We start from the raw sequence: 18,872 nt of genomic DNA, 5'->3' as shown, positions 1-18,872 counted from the left end.
CTCAATGGACAAATTGCCAGGCCTCCGCACAGGCTCCGGCGTCGACAACTCTGAGCCCAGGCGGGGACCAGACCCACCGCATGCCCCATCCGTTGCCCGGAGCACCGCCCGATCGGCTGGTGGACGCGATCGTCAAGTATTCGATAGTGAGAGGCGCCACGCCGATGTCTGGAGTGGATGCCAGGCGGCATGCTCTGTGACGCCATCTCTGATCTGAGATCTTGCTTGCAACTGATTTAGGGTAACTATTCGAAGCAGCGGGTGAGGTAATGACCGACATCGAAGGTGCGTCGCCACAGGATGTTTGGGCTCGGGACTACGAGGCTCATCTCGGGCGGGTATTGGAGCACCTGCCGGAGCTACGAGCGGCGCACGCGACCGCGATGGCCGCCCTACCGAACTACCTGGACGACGAAGTGCGATCCGCACCCGCGTTCGACAGTTATGTGAAGGATTGGGACGCGGTCACCGAAACTCTCAACGCTGTAGTTCAGCTCGCCGAGAACGCAGAACAGCTGGACCCGTACGGCGTCGATCCCGCTGGACAGAAGCAAAGGTTCGCATTCTTGCGCGAGGGTTACGATCGGGCGCGCCAGCTCGGCAGTCACCAGGAATTCCTGAACCGCGCGCAAGAGCTCATGAAGAGCGCCGACGAGCCTGAAGTGAAGACGTGGCTTGCACAGCGTGAAGCGATGACCGGCGCAACGCTCGAGTCCGAGCTGACCGCCATCGCGCAAAACCCGACCATCTGGTGGCTGCCAGAGTTCATGGCAGCACTCATGGCACACATCGACAACCTGGCCGTACCTCGTGTGCGATTCGGCGCGGACCAGATCCAAACGTACGAGGTCGCGAGCCCGATGAAGCCATTGCGGCCGAGGTCTGGGCGGAAGCATGTCCAGCACCAGGAGAAAAACCGTGACCTGGATCGGTCAGCGCGCGGGATCGAGAAAGCGGTGCGCGCCCTGGATCCAGCTGAATCCCCACGGAGGCAACCTCGAAGCGCACGGGAAAAGTATGAGGATCTTGCCAGGCAGCAGGGCGAAGAACGGCGGCGAGAGGAGCTGCGGCAGGCCGCCGAGCCGGGTCTGCACCTGGGAGCGGAGGTACGCCGCCTGATCCTCGAAGCGGGCAAGCACCATGGCCTTCCTCCGCAAAGCCTCGACGATTGCCTGAAAATTCGCGATTGGAAAGTCGCCTTCAAAGCGTTCCTCGCCGAGAACAACGTGGAAAGCAACCGAAAGAGCGCCGAGAAGTACTACGCAGCTTTCCGACAGCTGACGAAGAACATCATCGCCTATGACATCAGCAAAAAGCGCGCCAAGGAGATGGCCGCCAGCGCCCTGGTGACAACGGACGAGGAGCTGGCGGAGCGAAACAGCCGCTCTAAGGAAGTCATCGAGGCGGAGTTGGCAAAACGCAGGGGCCTTCCCATGCATGTCGTCGAAACCGTCGACACCTCGAGCTTGGATCTGAACGCCATTCGCGCCGCAAACCAGTATGCGGTGGAGACCCAGCTGAAGAACATTCCTGACGAATGGGCCACGGCGATCATCGCGGACGACAACATGTTGGTTGAGGTGCCCGGGCACAAGAGCACGGCGCTGCCCAGCTCTTACCACAAGATGTTCGACAAGCCAGGCCGGCCGCTGTACCCGGCGAAATGGGACACCGAGCTCAACTGCTTGAAGGTGCAATACCACGACGCCGGATACACGAAGAAGCAGTTGAAGAAGTTCTTCGGCGGCTTCACTGACATCCCAGTCGAGTTCGAGAATGCCAAGGGCCGATCCTGAACGCACTGACCGGGTGCGACCGCAACAGCTCGAATTAAAGGCAGGTACGAGGAATGACACAGCCGCTCGCTCTGTCGGGCCTCGAGGTGGCACAAGGCAACCTCAACGGCAACTACTTGACCGGCAATGAATGGAGCACCGTTCTGTGGACTTCGGACTTGGGGCCTTGTGTGGCAATATGCGGGTACAACGGCGACACGGCGTTCCTGATTCACAGTGACTCCACACGAGCGAGCGGGATCGGCGCGACCGATCTCGCATCCGGGCTGCAGGCGCTGATCCCCGGCATCGGGGTGGACAGCGGCTACGCGCTGACCCTCATCGGAGGCTCGACGGCCGGGACAGCGGCCTACCTCCGGGAGCACCTGGCAGAAGCGGAGATCGTCGACGGTGGGTGGGCCGACAGCGCCTACATCACGGGCGACGGCCGAGTCGCTCCAACCAAACGGAAGCTCGCCGAAGCGCTGGGCGCAGAGTCCATCACGATCGTTTGAAGCCCAGCACCCGGATGCATCTCGATCTGATGAGTTGAGGCGCGGGGTTTCGGTGAAGTCGACCAGCTTCGGCTGACCGAGCAGCGCATCGACGGTGACCGGTGAGCGGACAGGTCCTCGTTGACGGCCGCGCTTCCACTTCTGCTGCCTCTTCCCTGCATCACCGCCTTACGACCAGGCACGATCACCCTTGCGTCCTCCAGCTCCAGACTGCATCGCCGAAAGTCAGGTGTCCCATGCCTCTCTATGTATTCGCGCACGGCGAGGAGAGTCCTGGCTCTGGGAAGATTCGCGTGCCGCGGGGCCTCACCGTCCACTTTTACGCTCGCAGCGGAGAACAGGCCGCGACAGCGAATCTGCTGAAGGTACTCACCGGAGCTGTGACAGGAGCCTTCGACAGTTACCGGTACCCCAGGAAGATGCCCAACTACCGACTCACCCCTCACCGCGACGATGTGCTCGCCGCCGCTGTGCAGGTCGCCTCCAGCCCTGACGACGTCATGACGGTCCAGCGGGCGATCCACCTGTGCGAGGCGACGCCGGAGCGACCTTGCGTGCAGCGGCACATCTGCACAGGGCTGTTCGGCGACATTCAGTCCGGCCGCATCCGTTTCGCGGCAGACCTGCACGTTCTGGCATGCCGGCAGGCACGGGGACCAGCACCGAAGATGACAATGACGTTGCCAGGCGAGAAGAGCCCGGAATTCCTGGAGCACCTCATGCGCACAGCACGGGAAGTGCTCGCGCTCGCGGCGGTCGACCAGGCCGCAGCCGGATCGTTCTTCGACCGGCTGGACGACGACGTGCAGGCGTTGTTGCTCAACGTGAGCGACTCGGTGAAAAACTGGTCGTACATCCGCGAGGCCACTCGCTATCTGCACGCCGTCAAGCCTCTGGGATTCCTCCACTTCTGGCTCCGCCAGTCCCGGGAGACGCAGGAACTGTTGTCAAGTGATCCCGAGCTGTCGGCAGCGGTCCGCGACGCGGAGAACTTCGTCACGGTCTGCTCACATCTCGAGGGTTTCCAGGCCGAAGCCGTCTTGAGCGAACTGTCGCCCGAGGACCACGACAACCTTCAGCACTGCCTGGCACTGCAGGGCCAACGCACCCTGATAGACGCGAGTTCACTGGCACAGAAGGCCACCCGGCGGAACGTGGAAGTCATGGCGGCGGCGGACGCGCAGAACATCTCGTTCTCTCAGATCGGGCCTGTTGTCGCGATCGGTGATGGTCACGACTTTCACCTGATCGAGCAGATGCACGACCCGATGCGCCGCACCGCGCTCAAGACCGGCTCACTTTTCGTTGATGGGGACGGGGTACTGGCACGGTACGACGAGCCCGCCTTCGACACCGATCGTGCCCGCACACTGTTCACCGAAGCGATTCGCCAGGCGTGCAACAAGACCGTGCGCTGGAGCTGACGGCCTCGAACGCCCTTGTTGCCAGTGCTATCAGGTCGCCGGTGGCTGTCCATCCCCACGTCGAACGGTGTCACACCCGAACCGATTTGCCTGCTGACCAGCAGGTACAACTCGTGCGACGCCAGGTCAGGCGCCGTCAGGGTCTTGGCCGTCTCGGTCTCGCAGCGGTCCCCGATCGAGAACGGGAACCACCACCGGTGCGGCCTCCCGGCATTGAGGCCGGCTTCTGCACACAGGTGTAGTCGCCGCAGTCGCCTGCCGGGAGGTCGAGTGAACCTGCTGCGCAGTTCGCGGAACCCGGCGACATGGCCGACCGGGCGGTCAGTGGGCGGGACGGAGCGGTACCCAGGGACATCCGACCCGCCACTTGGCAGCGTACCGGTGGAGAGGAGGTCGCCGGGACAGCGGGCAGCACGGGGACCGGCTGGCAACGAAGCCGACAACTGGCAAGATCATGTCCTTGGTGGACGCCTGCTTGACGACTTCGCCACTGACGATCGGCTCGATCCCCCCGATCATCCGGGTTCAAGACCTCTTCCGGCATCCCGCCGAGCCCGCACGCCGTCACCACTGCCGACGGGGTGCATCAATCCACTGCGTCTGCCCGCACGGCCGCCGCGTCCTCGATACGCAACTGGTGGTTGGCTTGGGAATGTCTGCTGTGCGACAACAACTTCACGAGCGCATCTTCAAGCAGTTCGCTTGCGGCAGCCCGGCGGGCACCTGCAGCACCGATTCCGGCAGCGGACTCTGGGCTCGCTCTCGTCACCGGCCTGGCGGAGGAGCCCGGCTTCTGGTGACGATCCCGGAGGTGCCGGCAACGTGAAACAGTCGTCGATCCCCTCGGCCTGTGCGGCTCACCGGATGCGTCGTGTCCGCACTGGACGGACCTGTCATCATCACCTCCACGCATTCGGCGAGCCGACTCCTGCCGTCAGCACCAGGCCTTCGGTACCGCCGTCGACATCACCGTCTTCGAGCAGCAGTCGGGTGCTGGAGGAGCGCCAGGGGAAGGGACGTTGACCATGACGGAACCACCGGACCAGGAACCGGACTACCGCTTCACCCTCGCCAACGAGCGCACGTTTCTCGCGTGGATCCGCACCTCCCTGGGCTTGCTCGCCGCCGGTGTCGCAGTGCGCCAGTTCCTGCCGCCGTTCGAGATTCCCGGCGCCACGACGACACTGGCGCTGATGTGCGTGGCACTCGCCGGTCTCGTCGCCGCCACGAGCTTGCCCCGATGGCGGCGCGTCCAGCAGGCGATGCGAACCGGGGCTGCGCTCCCGCGCAGCCGGATGGCCGGCGTGCTGACAGCCGGAGTGCTGCTCATGACACTGCTCGCCGCGGTGCTGGTGATCAGCGGGTGAATCGCGACCCCGGCCTGCAGCCCGAACGCACCCACCTCGCCTGGAGCCGCACCGCGCTGGCCTCCGCCGCCTGCTCTCTGCTGCTGATGAACGTGGCCGCGCGGCACGGATGGGGCTCGGCAACGCTTCCCGCGGTGTGCACCGCAGTTTGGTCCGTCGCGCTGGTGCTGTTCGGGCGGCGTCGGCGACTCATCGCGCGGCCACAGGTGCTCTTCGCCGTCGCACTGTTGGCAACCGCAGCCTGTTTGTCCGCGCTGCCGCTCGTGCTCGGACCATGAACCAGTACCCCTGGGCGCGACAACTCACCCCCGGAACGCAGAAAGTGCAGAGGGTGCAGACGTGTGGGCCGAATGCCCGGTCCGGGCCCGCCAGCCGGAGAGGCCGGTCCGCAGCTGTAGAAGCTTTCACGAGCCCGGTGTTCGGGGTTGCCGCGCAACCTGCCGCAGATCAGAATCGCGCCCGTGGCAGCTTCGTCGTGAATCGGCCATCGCCGCGCCCGCTCCAGATCGTGCCGAACTGCCCGAGGAGCTGTAACGACGAGCTGGTCCGCAGCAGCACGCAGCGTGCGTTGTCCTCGGCAAGAATTGCATGACTCGGTCCATCGTCGACTTCACGGGCGCTTCCCGCGCGTCGAGGGTGACTGGCTCGGCGCCGTCAGCTACGAGATCGGCTACGCCGACGGTCGCCGCGACAAGCTGTACCTGGTCGACCAGTTGGTGCCGTTCCACGTCCTTCGGACGGATCGCGGTCCCGGCGCAGTCCTCGCCACGTCGACGTCGAGCGGACTGGTGGACCGTCCTTGTCGCTCCGAGTCTCATTGCACGCCGGCGAGCGCTCCGCAGCTGAAGATGGTGCTGAGGTGTCCGCCGTAGACCAAGCGGGTTTCTCGTGCTGGCGGTGGGCGCGCCGCAGGGGCCAGGAAGGTCAACCTGCTGATCGCGGTGACCGAGCCGACGCTGTGGCCGGTGATCATACGACGTTGGCTGTGGCATCGTGACTGCCGGCGTGAGCATCTGCGGGTACGCGGCCACTACCGACAGAGGTCTGCAGGGACCGAGTCAACGTGACTTCGCCAAAATAGGCATTTCCGCGTCGCGCTCCACTGAGGCATGTTGGGCGATGGCAAGGCCAAAGTGGCCGAAGCCGACCTCGACAGCAACGTGAACCACTCAGCTGAGGGCGATATCGCCTGCGCAGGAGCGGTGGAAGAAGTACTTGCGGAACGTGTTCTCGCACAGCAGCTGAAGCGGCTCCCTTCCCCTCGTGGACTGTCATTTTGCATACCGCGCACATGCCTGGAAGGAGGCTGAGCTCCTCGGCGAGCAAGGAACCGTAAATCAAGCAGTGATCGTGGCAGATGGCACACAGCACTTGCTCGTGGAAGCGCCAACCGGGTTCTGAGCCGCCCAGCTCGAATCCGATCACGCTCGAACTCGGCTCTGCCACGGCCGCGGCGGGCTCGACGCCGTCCTCGGTGCGGCGGATCTTGGGAGCAGGCGAGTCGGTGTCACCGAATTCGCGGTCGCGTTTGCCGTCTCCGGCGAGTTCGTCCGGCGCCACCAATGCGGCTCGGAGAGACCTGCTGTGCTGGTTCAGGATAAACCTGGCTGCATCCTGATAGGCAGGGTCGAGCCGCGCGAGAAAATGATCCGGGTGCGGCGGCACGCGCGCCGCCTCCACAACAGCCTTGATCGCGGCGACAGTCTCGGGCCATTCGCGGGCACAGTTCCGATCCTCGCTCCTCGTCAGCATGTGGTATGCGTGAGCGAACTCCACAATGGTGCCCGGATCGTCGATCTGCACTTTTCGGGCGAACACAGCGATCCGGACGCACCTCCGCTCAACCTTCAGGTTCCGGTTCCCCAGCCACTCCGTTTTCTCGAGGAGGTTCCACAACGTCTTCGTCGCGTCGGATTGACCAACCGCTCGCAGTGCAGCGCAGTTGCGCTTAACGCCGTCCCATGTTCTGAAGAGGCCGACCAGGTCGCTGATCTTGCGCTCAACCGGAGGGAGAGAACGAACCCAGGTGCCGTCTGGCAGCTCCGGTCCGTGGACAGCCGAGACAAGTCTCAGCCAGCCCGGTGCGTCCTCGTCCTCCACCGGCATGGCGACGATCTTGGCGGCAGCAGCGACGGCTCTGATTCGGGGTCGGTGCTCGATCAGCGCCCTGTCGCCCTCCGGAAGTTTGTCGAACTCCTGCATCGCTGCAATGGGATCGTGTTTCGCGATGCTGACGATACGACGGGCGTGTCCTGACACCACGTCGGCACGCAGAGCGCCTCGCGCGACACCCGCTCTGGTTTCGGCGGGCGTCCTGCGGACACGGCCGTGCTCGCCGTCGGACGACAGACAGCAAACCACGCGAACGTCACCCAATTCGGTCCCGAGCGGTCCGTCAGGGGCTAGCAGCGCGCTGAGTCTGGCCGGCTGGGACAGGACGTGAACGTGCTGGTAGATCTCACCGAGGTATTTTCGGGCCGTGTCGTCCTCATTTGGCGTGAGCGGCGTGAGTTCGAGGTCCGGCAGGTTCCAGACCCGCTTGAACGCATCAAATACAAACGAGTGGAGGTCCGGTGGTTCCTCGTTTGTCAGGATTATGTCGAGGCCGACCGTCTGGCTGAGCCCCTGACCGAACCCGGCGTAGAAACCTAGGCGGCACCCCTCGCTGCCATACGGGAACTTGTCGTCGTCTCCGCTGATTCTTCCCGTGACACAGCACGTACACCATCGGCTACTTCACCTAGCCTCTCCGATCCAGGTGAGTCTAAGGGGCGGTGCCGACCGCGATTGGCCCGTCCGAGCAGTTGTTGGGGCATAAAACGTCCGCTGCGGACCAGTCTCATGGGCCCGTGCGCTCTAGTCAGAAACTGGGGACCATCGCGTACACCATCACGTGCGAGCCATTCGCGTGTGGCGACAAAGCCTGACGTGCTTCGCCGAAGGCGTACTGCGTCATCACGCCAACTTGACGTACCGACGGCAGCTGTTTCGGCGGCGCTCCCCCCACGACCGCAGACGCCCCGCCCCCACGGCCGGGGCTCCGTCGAACACGAAGCAATCATGACCGCGCCGATCAGTCAGGCTGCGTGACCACAACCGTCACCTACTCGTGCAGCAGACACGAAGGTGTATCACGCTGCGGAACAGCGCAAGTTGCGGCGAATGTCGGAGACCTAGACTCGTTCGTCGTGCTGGTGCTGCGGAGGCGCAAAGAGCCGCCGCAGCCTGACCCAGGAGCGGAACTGTGGAATTCAAGATGGCGCAATCATTTGAGGACTCGGCGCGCAACTTGTGGCGGACGATCTCGGATTTCGGCGGCGTATCTCGCTACTGCCCCTCGGTCATCAGATCCGTGGCCGAAGGCACCGAACTGGGCAGCCTTCGCACCCTGACGGTGCGGAGGAGCAACGGCACATCGTTCAGCTACCAGGAACGCTTGGAAGGCATCGACCAGGAGCACATGTATCTCACGTACTCGATGCCGGACGCGAGCCACTCCCCTTTCGAGGACGGCTACCGGGCGACCATGCACGTGACAGAACTTGGAGACAACCGATGCCTTCTCACCTGGTCAGCCGAGGCGGAGCCCCGCGACTGCTCAGCCGACGAGATGACCGCCTTTCTCCGTGTGGCTTACCAGAGCGTGTTCGAGGCTCTGCGAACCCTGCACCCCTGAAGAACGCCGCGCTGCCGCTGGAGCCGGCGTCAGCACCGGCTAGATCCCTCGGGCGCGGACAAAGCTACGTCACAAGTTGTTGGCACTAAGCCACGAGCAGACAATTGTCGAGGTCGAGATCACAGGTCAACACCAACCGGCAACGCGTGACTTCCATGGAACATGGAAGTCACAGTCACCAGGCAACAGGCAACTCGTGCACTCCGTAGATAGCCATATCGGCCCGCATCGAAATCTCTTGAGGCTCAGCAGCGAGGCGTAGTCGTGGGAACCTCTCCAGCAGTGCGCTGAACGCCTCACGCAACTCCATCCGAGCCAGCTCGTGCCCGGTGCACAGGTGCATGCCGTGCCCGAACGCGAGATGTCCTGCCGCGTGACGGGACAGATCCAGATCATCCGGCCTCTCGAACCGCGCGGGATCGCGGTTGATCGCCGGCAACGACACCGTGACGCACTCATCCTTCCTGATGAGCTGACCATCGATCTCGACGTCCTCCAGTGCGGCCCGGATGACACTGAACTGCACGACCGTCAGGTATCGCAGCAGCTCGTCCACTGCGTTGCTCACCGGGACCACGCCCGTCCGCAGAGCCTCGAGCTGCTCAGGGTGCCTCAGCAACGCATAGGTACCCAAGCTGATCATGTTCGCGTTCGTCTCCAGCCCGGCGATCAAGAGGAACATGCCCAGGCTCGCTACTTCCTGATCGGCGAGCTCGCCGGTCGCCAGCAGGCCGCTGAGCAGATCGTCTCCAGGATCGATCTTCTTCTCACCGACCAGTTTGGCCATATACCCGAACACGTTGCGCATGGAGGCAGACACCTGGTCGTCGGTCGCGGTGAGCGACAAGATGTGTCCTGTGTCCGTCTGGAAGCGTGAGCGCTCCTCGTACGGCACCCCGAGCAGTTCGCAGATCACCAACGTCGGAATCGGCACCGCGAACGCGGTGACGAGATCGACCGGGGGTCCCTGCTTCTCCATGGCGTCGAGGTGCTCGTGCACGATCTGCTCGACGCGGGGCCGCATCGCGTTGATGCGGCGTGCCGTGAACTGCGCCGCGACCAAGCGCTTGTAGCGCGTGTGGTCGGGAGGGTCCATCAACATGTAGAAACCGGGCGGCGCGGCCTTACCCGGCCGGAGGTTCTCTCCCCTGGGGCGCGGCACCGGCTCATGACGCAGTTCCATTCTCGCGCTGAACCGCTTGTCGGTCAGCACCTTGCGCGCCAGGTCGTCGCTTGTGACGAGCCAGCCCAGGTGACCGTCCGGATACGCCAGCCTGCTCAGCGGCTGCTCCTCGCGCAGGCGCGCCAAGCCTGTTGGCGGGTCGAACGGGTCGCTTCTTTCTACCGGCAGTGGTTGAGCCATGTGGAATACCTCCGTCTCGGGAGTCATCGTGCTTGTCGCCTGCGGCTGCCGGCAGGCGGAGCGGTCGTTTTCGACCGCGCGGCGGCATGTGCCAGAACTCGGTGTGCGAGCTGCACTCCGCGGTCGAACGCATGCGAAAGCCCACCGACGTGGTGGTCATGGCCTCCAAGCCGGACCGCGGTGGCGCGTGTGGAAAGCAGGGTGTCCCGGACGAGGAGGTGGACCCCGAACCGCGCCCCCAGCCCGCCGAAGGCTCGAGCCGCGAGCACGAAGACCTTGTCGGAGAAGTCCACCCAGATGATCGCCAGCTGGCCTTCACGGCGGAAGCCGCGGACGATCCGACAGCCCATGACGCAGGCGTTGAGCAGATCCCTCGCCGACACTCGGCCGTGGAAGCACCCGACCGTCAAGCTCTGCCCTCTGCCACACGGATCCAGGGGATTGAGCAACGAGTTCAACACCGGTGTCAAAACGGCACTGACCCGGCGATCCGTTTCCTTGTCGTACACCGGCCTGGCCGGGTCGGCGACCGGCATCTGGTCGTAGTCGCGCACCTCGAGAGTCCTGAACGTCCCGAGGTTGGGGTAGGCCGGGTCAGCGACCTGGAAGAAGCCGTACACGCTGTACCCCGGATGACGAAACGCCGGACCGATCAGCACCTGAAGCGACAGCACTGGCGCTCCTGCGGGTTCGGGCGCCCGCAACCAATGCCACTCAGCCGTCATGCCTCGCTGCTGCAGCAGTGAGACCGCTCCTGCTGCTGCAGTCTCCAACCGTGTGACGTGATGTTCGGACCAGCCTAGGTGCTGCTCGCCGGACCAGGTGGCCACAACAATCACCCCGCAGCCTGGCCACGCGCCTGCGCGACCGCGTACTCCCCTGCGGTCGACCGGTGCGACTCGGCGTACATCCGCTGGTGGAAACCGACGAAGCGGGACAGCAGATCCCCCAGCGGAGCCTGTCCGGCCGTGCACGCGTTGATGGTGGCAGAGGCGGCTTTCAGCGTTTTCACAGCGCCGCGGTACGACCGGCGGACGTCATGCAGGCGCTCGCAGAACCGTTCGACGGCCGCGACCGGGTCGCCCGATGACAGCACGCCGTCCAGGCACACGTTGAACTCACCGAACTCGATGTCCTTGGCGATCCTCGTGAACAGGTTGCCCCGCTGCGATGCCTCCGCGATCAACGCCACTCTCGCCGAGCGCTCCTGGCGGGACGACTCGGTAACCGATCGGAGCACCTCCGCCAGTGGTTCGTCGTCGATCTCCAACAGCAACGACCCCACGTCGTTGAGGAGGCGAACGATGAGTGCAGCTGCTCGAAGGCCTTCCTGCAACGGCAGGTCGCCGGATCGCCGGGAGAAACCGGGGGCGAGGCCGAGCGCATCCCCCACCACCGCCAGGTAATAGGCCAGTGTGGGATACACCAGGATCGAGTCCGTTCCCAGGCGGAGGTTCTCCTCCAGGTCCCGTTCGTCGTCGCTCAGCAAGCGGTTCACCGCCGCGTATCTGGCGATCAGCCCTGCGCGGACGAGTTCGCCACAAGGCAACGGCAGCACGGTCCGCGCCACTTCGGCGGCACTTTCGATGTTCGCCTGCAGAGGAGCGATCACATCTTGCTCAAGAACACGGACCCCACCTTTAGGTTCCCGTTCACGCAGGTAAGCACGCGACAGCAGCCGGTGTTCGTCTTCCGCCAAGCTCTGGCGGAACAGTGAAATCCCGTCAGCCAACGGCGCGAGCCCTCGCAGGTCGATCCTTTTCGCCGCCGACGGGATCGGCTCGGCAAGCCGAGCCATCATCGACTCGTTGAAGTCGTGAACCACTTGTTTGCGCACCGACGAGCTCGTGTCGGACGGGTCCGGGCAGGCGAGGCCGATGGCGAGGTTGTCGGAGACGTTCTCGTACATCAGGTACACGTTCATGACCGTGATGTAAGGGGTGAGTTCCGCCTGGGCGATCTCGCCGAGTTCCCCGAGCACGTAGCGGGTCAGCCCGGTGACCGGGGTGACGTCGGTGACCTGGAGCCACCGAGCCGACCGAACGGGGTCGTCCAACGCCCACGCGCAGAAGTCGCGGTAGGGGCTGTCTGGTGGCATGTACTCGAGACTGCGTTCGATCGCGGCCACCTGTGCACGGTCGAAGAACTGCGTCGTGGTGGTGAACACGGCTAACCTTTCGAAGCGTCGCAAGCGGCTGGTTGGAGACGAATGCGGAGCCGGTCGGGTGTCAGAACCGTGCGCGCGAGCGGGGTCACGGAGTCGCTGTCCTGCGTGCCGAGCGTCCAGTGCTGTGCCAGGGTCGCCAGCACGATCACCGCTTCGGCACGGGCGAAGCCACTCCCGATGCAGCTCGACGGCCCGACGCTGAACGGGATGAAGGCGCCGCGCGGCAGCGTGTCCGCTGGCGTACTCCGCCAGCGCTCCGGGTCGAACGTCTGCGGTGAGGAGTAGACGCGCGGGTTGTGGTGCAGTCCGTGGAAGGACAGGATGATCATGCTGCCTTCCTCCACCTCGTACCCACCGAGCACGGTGTTCATCCGCGGGCACCTCGTCGCCAGGAACAACGGCGGGTACATGCGCATGGCCTCGTTCAGCACCATCTCGGTGTACGGCAGGTTCGCGATGTCCGCGAGGCGCGGCGCTCGTCCACAAAGGACTGACTGGACCTCGTTCTGCAGTTTTTGCTGCACATCAGGACGTCTTCCGAGCTCGAAGGCTGCCCAGCTCAGCGCGGTGGCGACGGTTTCACTGCCCGCGCTGAGAAGCGTCACGACCTCGTCGTGCACCTGCTGCGCGGACATACTCTCGCCCGTTTCGGGGTCCACCGCGGACAGCAGTGCCGACAGGACGTCGTCCTGTGCAATGTCCGCGTTGACGCGCCGGGAGATGATGCGCGCGATGGTGCTGTGCAACAGTTCCAGGGCTCGCGCGTACCTCCTCCCCTCAGGAGTTGGAATCTTCTGCACGGCCGGAGGCATCACAAACCTCCGCTGGATGCCGCGGAGAACCACGGGCAACGACGCTTGCACGTCCCGAACGGCCGAGGCCGACATGTCCGCCGAAAACAACGCCTTCGCGACGATCTCAAGTGCGATGGAGTTGAACTCCTTCCAGGCATCGATGGTCTCGCCTTCGCGCCACCGCGTCATGTGCGTGCGGGCCACGTCGCGCATGATGAGCGAGTACTGCTCGATCTTGGCCGTGCGAAACGCCGGCTGGATGAGCCGTCGTTGCTTCCGGTGCTCGGCGCCTGAGAGGCCCACGATGCCGTTGCCGATCATGGGGCGCGCTTTCTCGTATGCGAGCCCTTTGGCCCAGTGCCCCACGTCGGAGTGCAGTACCTGCATCATCAGCTCCGGGCTGTTCACCAGCACGGCGCGGCGAGGACCCAGCCGGATCGAGACGACATCCCCGACCTCGCTCGCGCGTTCGAGGAACGTGGTCGGTCTGCGCAGCAGCTCGGCAACGTGGCCGAGCACCGGCAGGCCTCCTGGTACCTCGGGAGGTCGGTGATCACGCCGCGGTGCGGCTTCGGTACCGGTCATCGATGCCACCTCACTTCTCTCGGCTCTTCACGGGTCACTCTGCGGACTCGTCGTGTTCGCCGGGTTCTGCTCGCAGAGCAGAAGCACGGGGCGCGCGCAGTTCCCTCGGCAACGCGAAGACCTGACTCTCCTGCGCCGTGGTCACTTCTTCCACGTCGGTCCAGCCGTGCTTCGCCAGCGCGGACAGCACGCCGGCGACGAGCACTTCAGGAACCGAGGCACCGCTGGTGACTCCCACGGTCAGCCCGCCTTCCAGCCATCGCTGGTCGAGGTCGGTGTGGTCGTCGATGAGGTGCGCCGCACCTGCGCCGTACTGCAGGGCGACTTCGACCAGCCGAACGGAGTTCGACGAATTGATGGAGCCGACGACGAGCACGACGTCACACCGCTGCGCCATCGCCTTCACCGCGGTCTGCCGGTTGGATGTCGCGTAGCAGATGTCGTCACTGGGTGGGTCCTGCAGATCCGGAAAGCGGGCGCGCAGCTGGTCCACCCGTTCTCCGGCCTCGTCCACGCTGAGCGTGGTCTGCGACAACCAGACCACGCGTCCAGGATCGCGAACCCGCACCGCCGCGACGTCGTCCGCGGTGTCGACCACCTGCACGTGGTCTGGTGCTTCACCCGCCGTTCCTTCGACTTCCTCGTGGTCAGCGTGGCCGATCAGGAGGATGTCGAAGTCCTCGCGCGCGAACCGTTGTGCCTCCATGTGCACTTTGGTGACCAACGGGCAGGTGGCGTCAACGGTCCGCAGTCGCCGTCGTTCCGCCTCCTCGTGAACCGAGGGCGCAACCCCGTGCGCGGAGAAGATCACCAGCGCACCCTCGGGCACCTCTGCGACGTCGTCCACGAACACCGCCCCGCGTTCGGTGAGCGACTGGACGACATGACGGTTGTGCACTATCTGCTTGCGCACGTAGACCGGCGGCCCGCACGTCTTGAGCGCGAGCTCCACCGCGTCGATCGCCCGCTCAACGCCTGCGCAGAAACCCCTTGGTGCAGCCAAGAACACCTTCTTGCCCGTGGTCATCAGGCACCCCTGTCGATCGTCACGGAGGTCAGCTCCTGCAAGGCGTCCCGTGCGTCCGCGTTGATCGCCATGTGGTCGAGCGTGGACAGCGCCCTCGATGCGCGTTCGGTGATCATCTGCTCGACCTCGTCCCGTGCACCGCTCCTGTCCATGACCTCGCGAATGACACAGGCGGCGTCGCAGTCGAGGTCGGATTTCCCGTACAACGCCTCCAGTTCTCTCCGGTCGGCCTTGCTCGCTCGCTGCCGGGTGAGCGCGACGAGCACCGTGGACTTGCCTTCCCGGAAGTCGTCCAGATTCGGCTTGCCCGTGACCGCCGGGTCACCGAAAGCGCCGAGCAGGTCGTCCTTCAGCTGGAAGGCCTCGCCCAGCCAGATACCGAAGTTCGTGTAACCCCGTACGACGTGCTCGGCCGCATTCGCGAGAACGGCGCCGATCTGCAAGGGACGCTCGATGGTGTAGTGCGCGGTCTTGTACCGAACGATCTCCATCGCCGATCCAACCGAGCAAGCACGACCTTGTCCGAAGAGGTCGAGGTGCTGACCGACCACGACTTCCATGCGCATCCGGTGCAACAGCGGGCGAACTGAGCGGATGCGTTCAGGCTCGAACCCGCAGGTGTCCAGCAGAAGATCGGACCAGGCGAAGCACAGGTCGCCGCCCAGAATCGCCAGGTGCACGCCGGTATCCGCACGGCGGCCACCGTTCGAAGTCGAAGACACCTGCTGCAGTGCACGGTGGGCCGCAGGTCGGCCACGCCGTTGTTCTGTGCCGTCCATGATGTCGTCGTGGATGAGCGCGAACGCGTGAAACAGTTCCAGCGACGCGGCGGCTCGGAAGATGTCGTCCACGTCCGCGTCGGCGCTGCCCCTCCAGCCCCAGTAGCAGAGCAATGGACGAATCCGCTTGCCTCCCGCGAGCAGGAAGTCCCGCAGCACCTCGTAAACCCGTACGAGGTCTGGGTGCACACCGAACAGTTCGACCTGACCTTCGACGAAAGTGGAGAGCTCGGCGTCGATCCTGCTTCGCGGCTGGGTGAAGAAGGTCTCTGGACGTTCGCGGACCGAGACTGCCGTGCCTGATCGTGCCATCACAACCTCCATCTGAGGGGAGGTGGCCAACCGTAAGCCGGAGTATGGCCGCATCGACCGTGCCATCTCGTGCAGTGAGACACCTGGTCGCTCCGAGCGCCTTCGCAGAACCACAATCCAGGGCAAGCTGAGATGAGGAGGCCACATGACATCGGCATCGGAGGACAACAGGTACGCGCTGCTTCGGCGGTTGTCGTCACCTCAAGACCTGCGGCGGCTCAGCTACCCAGATCTGGAGAAGCTTTGCGTGGAGATCCGGGGCTTCCTCGTCGGCAACGTGTGCCGCACCGGCGGACATCTCGGGCCCAACCTCGGGGTGGTCGAGTTGACCATCGCCGTGCACAGAATCTTCGATTCACCCCGGGACACAGTGCTCTTCGACACCGGTCATCAGTCCTATGTGCACAAGCTCCTGACCGGGCGCGCGAACGGCTTCCACCAGCTTCGCCAGGAGGATGGACTCTCCGGTTACCCGAGTGCACGTGAATCGGAGCACGACGTGATCGAGAACAGCCATGCCTCGGTCGCACTGTCATACGCTGATGGCATCGCGAAGGCGAATGTGTTGAACGGTAAGCGGGAACGAACTGTCGTCGCCGTCGTCGGTGACGGTGCGCTGACGGGTGGGATGAGCTGGGAAGCCATCAACAACATAGGTGCAAGTGACAACCGCGTCGTCATCGTGTTGAACGACAACGGGCGGTCCTACGGCCCGACCGCCGGAAGTCTCGCTCGCCACTTGGCGGAGCTCAGGGAGGAAACGCGGCAGCACAACGTCTTCACCGAACTGGGGCTCAGGTACATCGGACCGGTTGATGGACATGAGATCGAAAGCGTCGAGCACGCCTTGGCCGAAGCAGCGGCCTTCGACGAGCCTGTGCTCGTGCACTGCGTCACGGAGAAGGGCCGTGGCTATGAGCCCGCGCTGGAGGACGACTACGACCGCATGCACGCGATCGGGACGTTGGATCCCACCACTGGGCAGGCAGCTCATCTCGGCATTCCGAGCTGGACTGAAATGTTCGGCCAGACCATCGCGGACCTCGGCGCCGAACGTCACGACATCGTCTGCATCACCGCAGCCATGCTGCATCCCGTCGGGCTCACGCGGTTCGCCCGAGAACATCCGGACCGCGTTTTCGACGTCGGCATCGCCGAACAGCATGCAGTCACGTCCGCAGCCGGCCTCGCGATGCGAGGGCTGCATCCCGTTGTGGCCATCTACAGCACTTTCCTGAACCGTGCCTTCGACCAGGCGCTCATGGACGTGGCATTGCACCGTCTTCCCGTAACGTTCGTGCTCGACCGCGCCGGAGTAACAGGGCCGGACGGTCCAAGCCATCACGGTGTGTGGGACCTTTCGATTCTCGACCTCATCCCCACCATGCGCGTCGCAGCACCACGAGATGCGACGCAACTTGCCGAGCTTCTCCGCGAAGCCGTCGTCGTCCATGAAGGACCGACCGCTGTTCGCTATCCCAAGGCAGCTGCCGAGGAAGCGATCCCCGCGCTCAGACGAATCGGCGGCTGTGACCTGTTGTACGGCACGCCAGAAGGCGACGTCCTCATCGTCGCGATTGGACCAACCGCCAGGCAGTGTCTCGTGGCCGCGCAGATGCTCACGCTCCGAGGAATTCGCACCACTGTGGTGGATCCGCGCTGGGTGATCCCGCCGTCTTCGGAAGTCCTCGACCTGGTTGCCGGGCACGACGTCGTGCTGACGGTCGAGGACAGCAGTAGAACAGGTGGTGCTGGCGTGCTCTTCAGCCAGGCAGCGGTTGCCCGTGGACTCGATGTGAGCGTGTTCAATCTCGGATATCCGCGCCAGTTTCTGCCGCAAGGGTCGCGCCAGGCAATCATGGACTCGAACGGAATCGCACCTGCGGACATCGTGCGTGAAGCCCTCGTCGCGTGCTCGCGAGCAGATGCACGCAGAATGACCACGGCACGGTTCGTCGGATAGGCGGTGAGCCGCAGGGGTGCGGCAGCGTCGTACAAGCCGCACCCCTGCGGGGCGTGCCCGTAGTTGCACGGGCACATTGTCAAGACGCGCGGCCGCCTTCCTGCTGTAGGTCACCGCCTCGCACCAAGCGCCTCAACAGCATGGTGACACGGTGGATCGAGACGTCCTGCAGAGTTCCACTCACGGAGATCGCTGCAGGGGTTCCGTTCGTGAATCCGAGCGAGACAGCCACCGTGACAAGCCCGGGTTGGGTCGCGCCCCGATCGATCATCACGGGAGAGTCGCGAAACGGTGCCGGCGCGTGGTTCCTGCAGTGGGCGAGCAACGCCCGCCCCGCCGCCACGTGGGTCGCCAGCCATCGACCACCGCGGCCGGAAGTGGGAGTCGAACTCCGTGCGACGTCGAACAGGTCCACGCAGCGCACGAATTCACCCTCAAGGACCATGAGCTGGATCAACAGGTGGGTTTGCCCAAAGACTTCCAGCATGAGGGGCCTCGCCCGATCGGTCAGCACATCACCGGCGCCGGATACCGCGGCATTGCCCGCGAGATCTGTCTTCAGGCAGTAACCACCCTCGGACCGTGTGACAACACCCTCGTCCTCCAGCGCACGGAGCAACCGGTGCACAGTGGCTCGGGGAAGCCCGGTTCTGGCGGACAACATCGAGATGCTGGCGGGATGGACACCCGAAAGCTCTCGAACGATGTTGCACACGCGTTTGAGCAGGCGTGGTGTCCGATTGATCTCTGAACCGTGCAACGAGGTGTTGCTGATCATGTGGAACGCTCCAATCGACATTGCTGTCCACGTCACCGACGCCTCCATGTGCACGCGGATCAGATAGCCCTCCGGATGTGGTTCGCGAGCTGCACCCATACATCACGCAACAGCCTCGTTGATCCCTCCAGCGGAAACAGTGACATCGTCGGCGTCATCCGCCACTACGGAGACAGTGATCGCACGGTGACGGCCGGGGCTCCGCCTTCGACCGGCTCCATCTCCTCGGCGATGCGCATCGCCTCTTCGATCAGGGTCTCCACGATCGCGTGCTCGGGGACGGTCTTGATGACCTTGCCCTTCACGAAGATCTGGCCCTTGCCGTTGCCGCTCGCCACGCCCAGGTC

The 18,872-nt window shown here is 64.4% G+C and carries 16 protein-coding genes and 1 pseudogene; 8 read left to right on the top strand and 9 right to left on the bottom strand.

Annotated features, from left to right (window positions below; all coding sequences use genetic code 11):
- Nucleotides 1–269 precede the first annotated feature (269 nt).
- The 5 genes from AB0M48_RS38645 (at nucleotide 270) to AB0M48_RS38625 (ending at nucleotide 5,359) form a co-directional block, all read left to right on the top strand.
- A complete protein-coding gene (locus tag AB0M48_RS38645; protein ID WP_363852041.1) occupies nucleotides 270–1,796 on the top strand; it encodes a hypothetical protein in 1,527 nt (508 codons plus the stop codon).
- A gap of 53 nt (nucleotides 1,797–1,849) precedes the next feature.
- Complete coding sequence (locus AB0M48_RS38640; protein ID WP_363852038.1) at nucleotides 1,850–2,290, top strand: hypothetical protein; 441 nt, start codon at nucleotides 1,850–1,852, stop codon at nucleotides 2,288–2,290.
- A gap of 236 nt (nucleotides 2,291–2,526) precedes the next feature.
- On the top strand, nucleotides 2,527–3,714 hold the full coding sequence (locus AB0M48_RS38635) for a putative adhesin (protein WP_363852035.1): 1,188 nt from the start codon (nucleotides 2,527–2,529) through the stop codon (nucleotides 3,712–3,714).
- A gap of 1,025 nt (nucleotides 3,715–4,739) precedes the next feature.
- Complete coding sequence (locus AB0M48_RS38630; RefSeq protein WP_363852032.1) at nucleotides 4,740–5,081, top strand: DUF202 domain-containing protein; 342 nt, start codon at nucleotides 4,740–4,742, stop codon at nucleotides 5,079–5,081.
- The gene (locus AB0M48_RS38625) at nucleotides 5,078–5,359 is read left to right on the top strand and encodes a DUF202 domain-containing protein (protein WP_363852029.1); all 282 of its coding nucleotides are present in this window, start codon (nucleotides 5,078–5,080) and stop codon (nucleotides 5,357–5,359) included. The genes AB0M48_RS38630 and AB0M48_RS38625 overlap by 4 nt, the downstream gene beginning before the upstream one ends.
- A 691-nt stretch (nucleotides 5,360–6,050) precedes the next feature.
- On the opposite strand, the gene AB0M48_RS38620 is transcribed toward AB0M48_RS38625, so the two are convergent.
- Nucleotides 6,051–7,283: a hypothetical protein gene (locus tag AB0M48_RS38620; protein ID WP_363852026.1), complete on the bottom strand. Its 1,233-nt coding sequence runs from the start codon at nucleotides 7,281–7,283 to the stop codon at nucleotides 6,051–6,053.
- 237 nt (nucleotides 7,284–7,520) lie between these two features.
- Between AB0M48_RS38620 and AB0M48_RS38615 the strand changes: the two genes are divergently transcribed.
- Both AB0M48_RS38615 and AB0M48_RS38610 read left to right on the top strand, forming a co-directional pair.
- Nucleotides 7,521–7,733 carry a hypothetical protein gene (locus tag AB0M48_RS38615; protein WP_363852023.1) on the top strand — a complete coding sequence of 71 codons (213 nt, stop codon included), beginning with the start codon at nucleotides 7,521–7,523 and terminating at the stop codon, nucleotides 7,731–7,733.
- A gap of 592 nt (nucleotides 7,734–8,325) precedes the next feature.
- On the top strand, nucleotides 8,326–8,757 hold the full coding sequence (locus AB0M48_RS38610; RefSeq protein ID WP_363852020.1) for an SRPBCC family protein: 432 nt from the start codon (nucleotides 8,326–8,328) through the stop codon (nucleotides 8,755–8,757).
- A 175-nt stretch (nucleotides 8,758–8,932) separates the two neighbouring features.
- On the opposite strand, the gene AB0M48_RS38605 is transcribed toward AB0M48_RS38610, so the two are convergent.
- From AB0M48_RS38605 to AB0M48_RS38580, 6 genes are all read right to left on the bottom strand, one after another.
- Entirely contained in the window at nucleotides 8,933–10,147 is a 1,215-nt protein-coding gene (locus tag AB0M48_RS38605; protein WP_363852017.1) for a cytochrome P450, read from the bottom strand.
- A complete protein-coding gene (locus tag AB0M48_RS38600; protein ID WP_363852014.1) occupies nucleotides 10,144–10,950 on the bottom strand; it encodes a hypothetical protein in 807 nt (268 codons plus the stop codon). The genes AB0M48_RS38605 and AB0M48_RS38600 overlap by 4 nt, the downstream gene beginning before the upstream one ends.
- Nucleotides 10,951–10,955: 5 nt before the next feature.
- Nucleotides 10,956–12,101: a hypothetical protein gene (locus tag AB0M48_RS38595; RefSeq protein WP_363852011.1), complete on the bottom strand. Its 1,146-nt coding sequence runs from the start codon at nucleotides 12,099–12,101 to the stop codon at nucleotides 10,956–10,958.
- A 188-nt stretch (nucleotides 12,102–12,289) separates the two neighbouring features.
- Nucleotides 12,290–13,666, bottom strand: a complete 1,377-nt coding sequence (locus tag AB0M48_RS38590; RefSeq protein ID WP_363852008.1) for a cytochrome P450 — start codon at nucleotides 13,664–13,666, stop codon at nucleotides 12,290–12,292.
- A 34-nt stretch (nucleotides 13,667–13,700) separates the two neighbouring features.
- On the bottom strand, nucleotides 13,701–14,693 hold the full coding sequence (locus AB0M48_RS38585; protein WP_363852005.1) for a 4-hydroxy-3-methylbut-2-enyl diphosphate reductase: 993 nt from the start codon (nucleotides 14,691–14,693) through the stop codon (nucleotides 13,701–13,703).
- Nucleotides 14,693–15,784, bottom strand: coding sequence for a polyprenyl synthetase family protein (locus AB0M48_RS38580; RefSeq protein ID WP_363852002.1), 1,092 nt, complete (start codon nucleotides 15,782–15,784; stop codon nucleotides 14,693–14,695). Before AB0M48_RS38580 ends, AB0M48_RS38585 begins: the two co-directional genes overlap by 1 nt.
- Nucleotides 15,785–15,929: 145 nt before the next feature.
- Here AB0M48_RS38580 and AB0M48_RS38575 point away from each other — a divergent pair, with 145 nt between their 5' ends.
- A complete protein-coding gene (locus tag AB0M48_RS38575) occupies nucleotides 15,930–17,747 on the top strand; it encodes a 1-deoxy-D-xylulose-5-phosphate synthase (protein WP_363851999.1) in 1,818 nt (605 codons plus the stop codon).
- 79 nt (nucleotides 17,748–17,826) lie between these two features.
- On the opposite strand, the gene AB0M48_RS38570 is transcribed toward AB0M48_RS38575, so the two are convergent.
- A complete protein-coding gene (locus tag AB0M48_RS38570; protein ID WP_363851996.1) occupies nucleotides 17,827–18,525 on the bottom strand; it encodes a helix-turn-helix domain-containing protein in 699 nt (232 codons plus the stop codon).
- 164 nt (nucleotides 18,526–18,689) lie between these two features.
- Nucleotides 18,690–18,872 (bottom strand): annotated as a pseudogene (locus tag AB0M48_RS38565) (4-hydroxy-3-methylbut-2-en-1-yl diphosphate synthase); the annotation flags it as partial.

The organism is Lentzea sp. NPDC051208 (assembly GCF_040682435.1).
GTDB lineage: Bacteria > Actinomycetota > Actinomycetes > Mycobacteriales > Pseudonocardiaceae > Lentzea > Lentzea kristufekii.
The sequence above is the reverse complement of the archived record's forward strand: the minus strand, read 5'-3'. Positions and strand labels throughout refer to the sequence as shown.

Bases quoted from the DNA above. Each gene is read 5' to 3' on its own strand.
- AB0M48_RS38640 (WP_363852038.1), top strand. From the start codon at position 1,850: ATGACACAGCCGCTCGCTCTGTCGGGCCTCGAGGTGGCACAAGGCAAC.
- AB0M48_RS38585 (WP_363852005.1), bottom strand. From the start codon at position 14,693: ATGACCACGGGCAAGAAGGTGTTCTTGGCTGCACCAAGGGGTTTCTGC.
- AB0M48_RS38620 (WP_363852026.1), bottom strand. From the start codon at position 7,283: ATGCAGGAGTTCGACAAACTTCCGGAGGGCGACAGGGCGCTGATCGAG.
- AB0M48_RS38575 (WP_363851999.1), top strand. From the start codon at position 15,930: ATGACATCGGCATCGGAGGACAACAGGTACGCGCTGCTTCGGCGGTTG.
- AB0M48_RS38580 (WP_363852002.1), bottom strand. From the start codon at position 15,784: ATGGCACGATCAGGCACGGCAGTCTCGGTCCGCGAACGTCCAGAGACC.
- AB0M48_RS38630 (WP_363852032.1), top strand. From the start codon at position 4,740: ATGACGGAACCACCGGACCAGGAACCGGACTACCGCTTCACCCTCGCC.
- AB0M48_RS38605 (WP_363852017.1), bottom strand. From the start codon at position 10,147: ATGACTCCCGAGACGGAGGTATTCCACATGGCTCAACCACTGCCGGTA.
- AB0M48_RS38570 (WP_363851996.1), bottom strand. From the start codon at position 18,525: ATGATCAGCAACACCTCGTTGCACGGTTCAGAGATCAATCGGACACCA.
- AB0M48_RS38635 (WP_363852035.1), top strand. From the start codon at position 2,527: ATGCCTCTCTATGTATTCGCGCACGGCGAGGAGAGTCCTGGCTCTGGG.
- AB0M48_RS38645 (WP_363852041.1), top strand. From the start codon at position 270: ATGACCGACATCGAAGGTGCGTCGCCACAGGATGTTTGGGCTCGGGAC.
- AB0M48_RS38590 (WP_363852008.1), bottom strand. From the start codon at position 13,666: ATGACCGGTACCGAAGCCGCACCGCGGCGTGATCACCGACCTCCCGAG.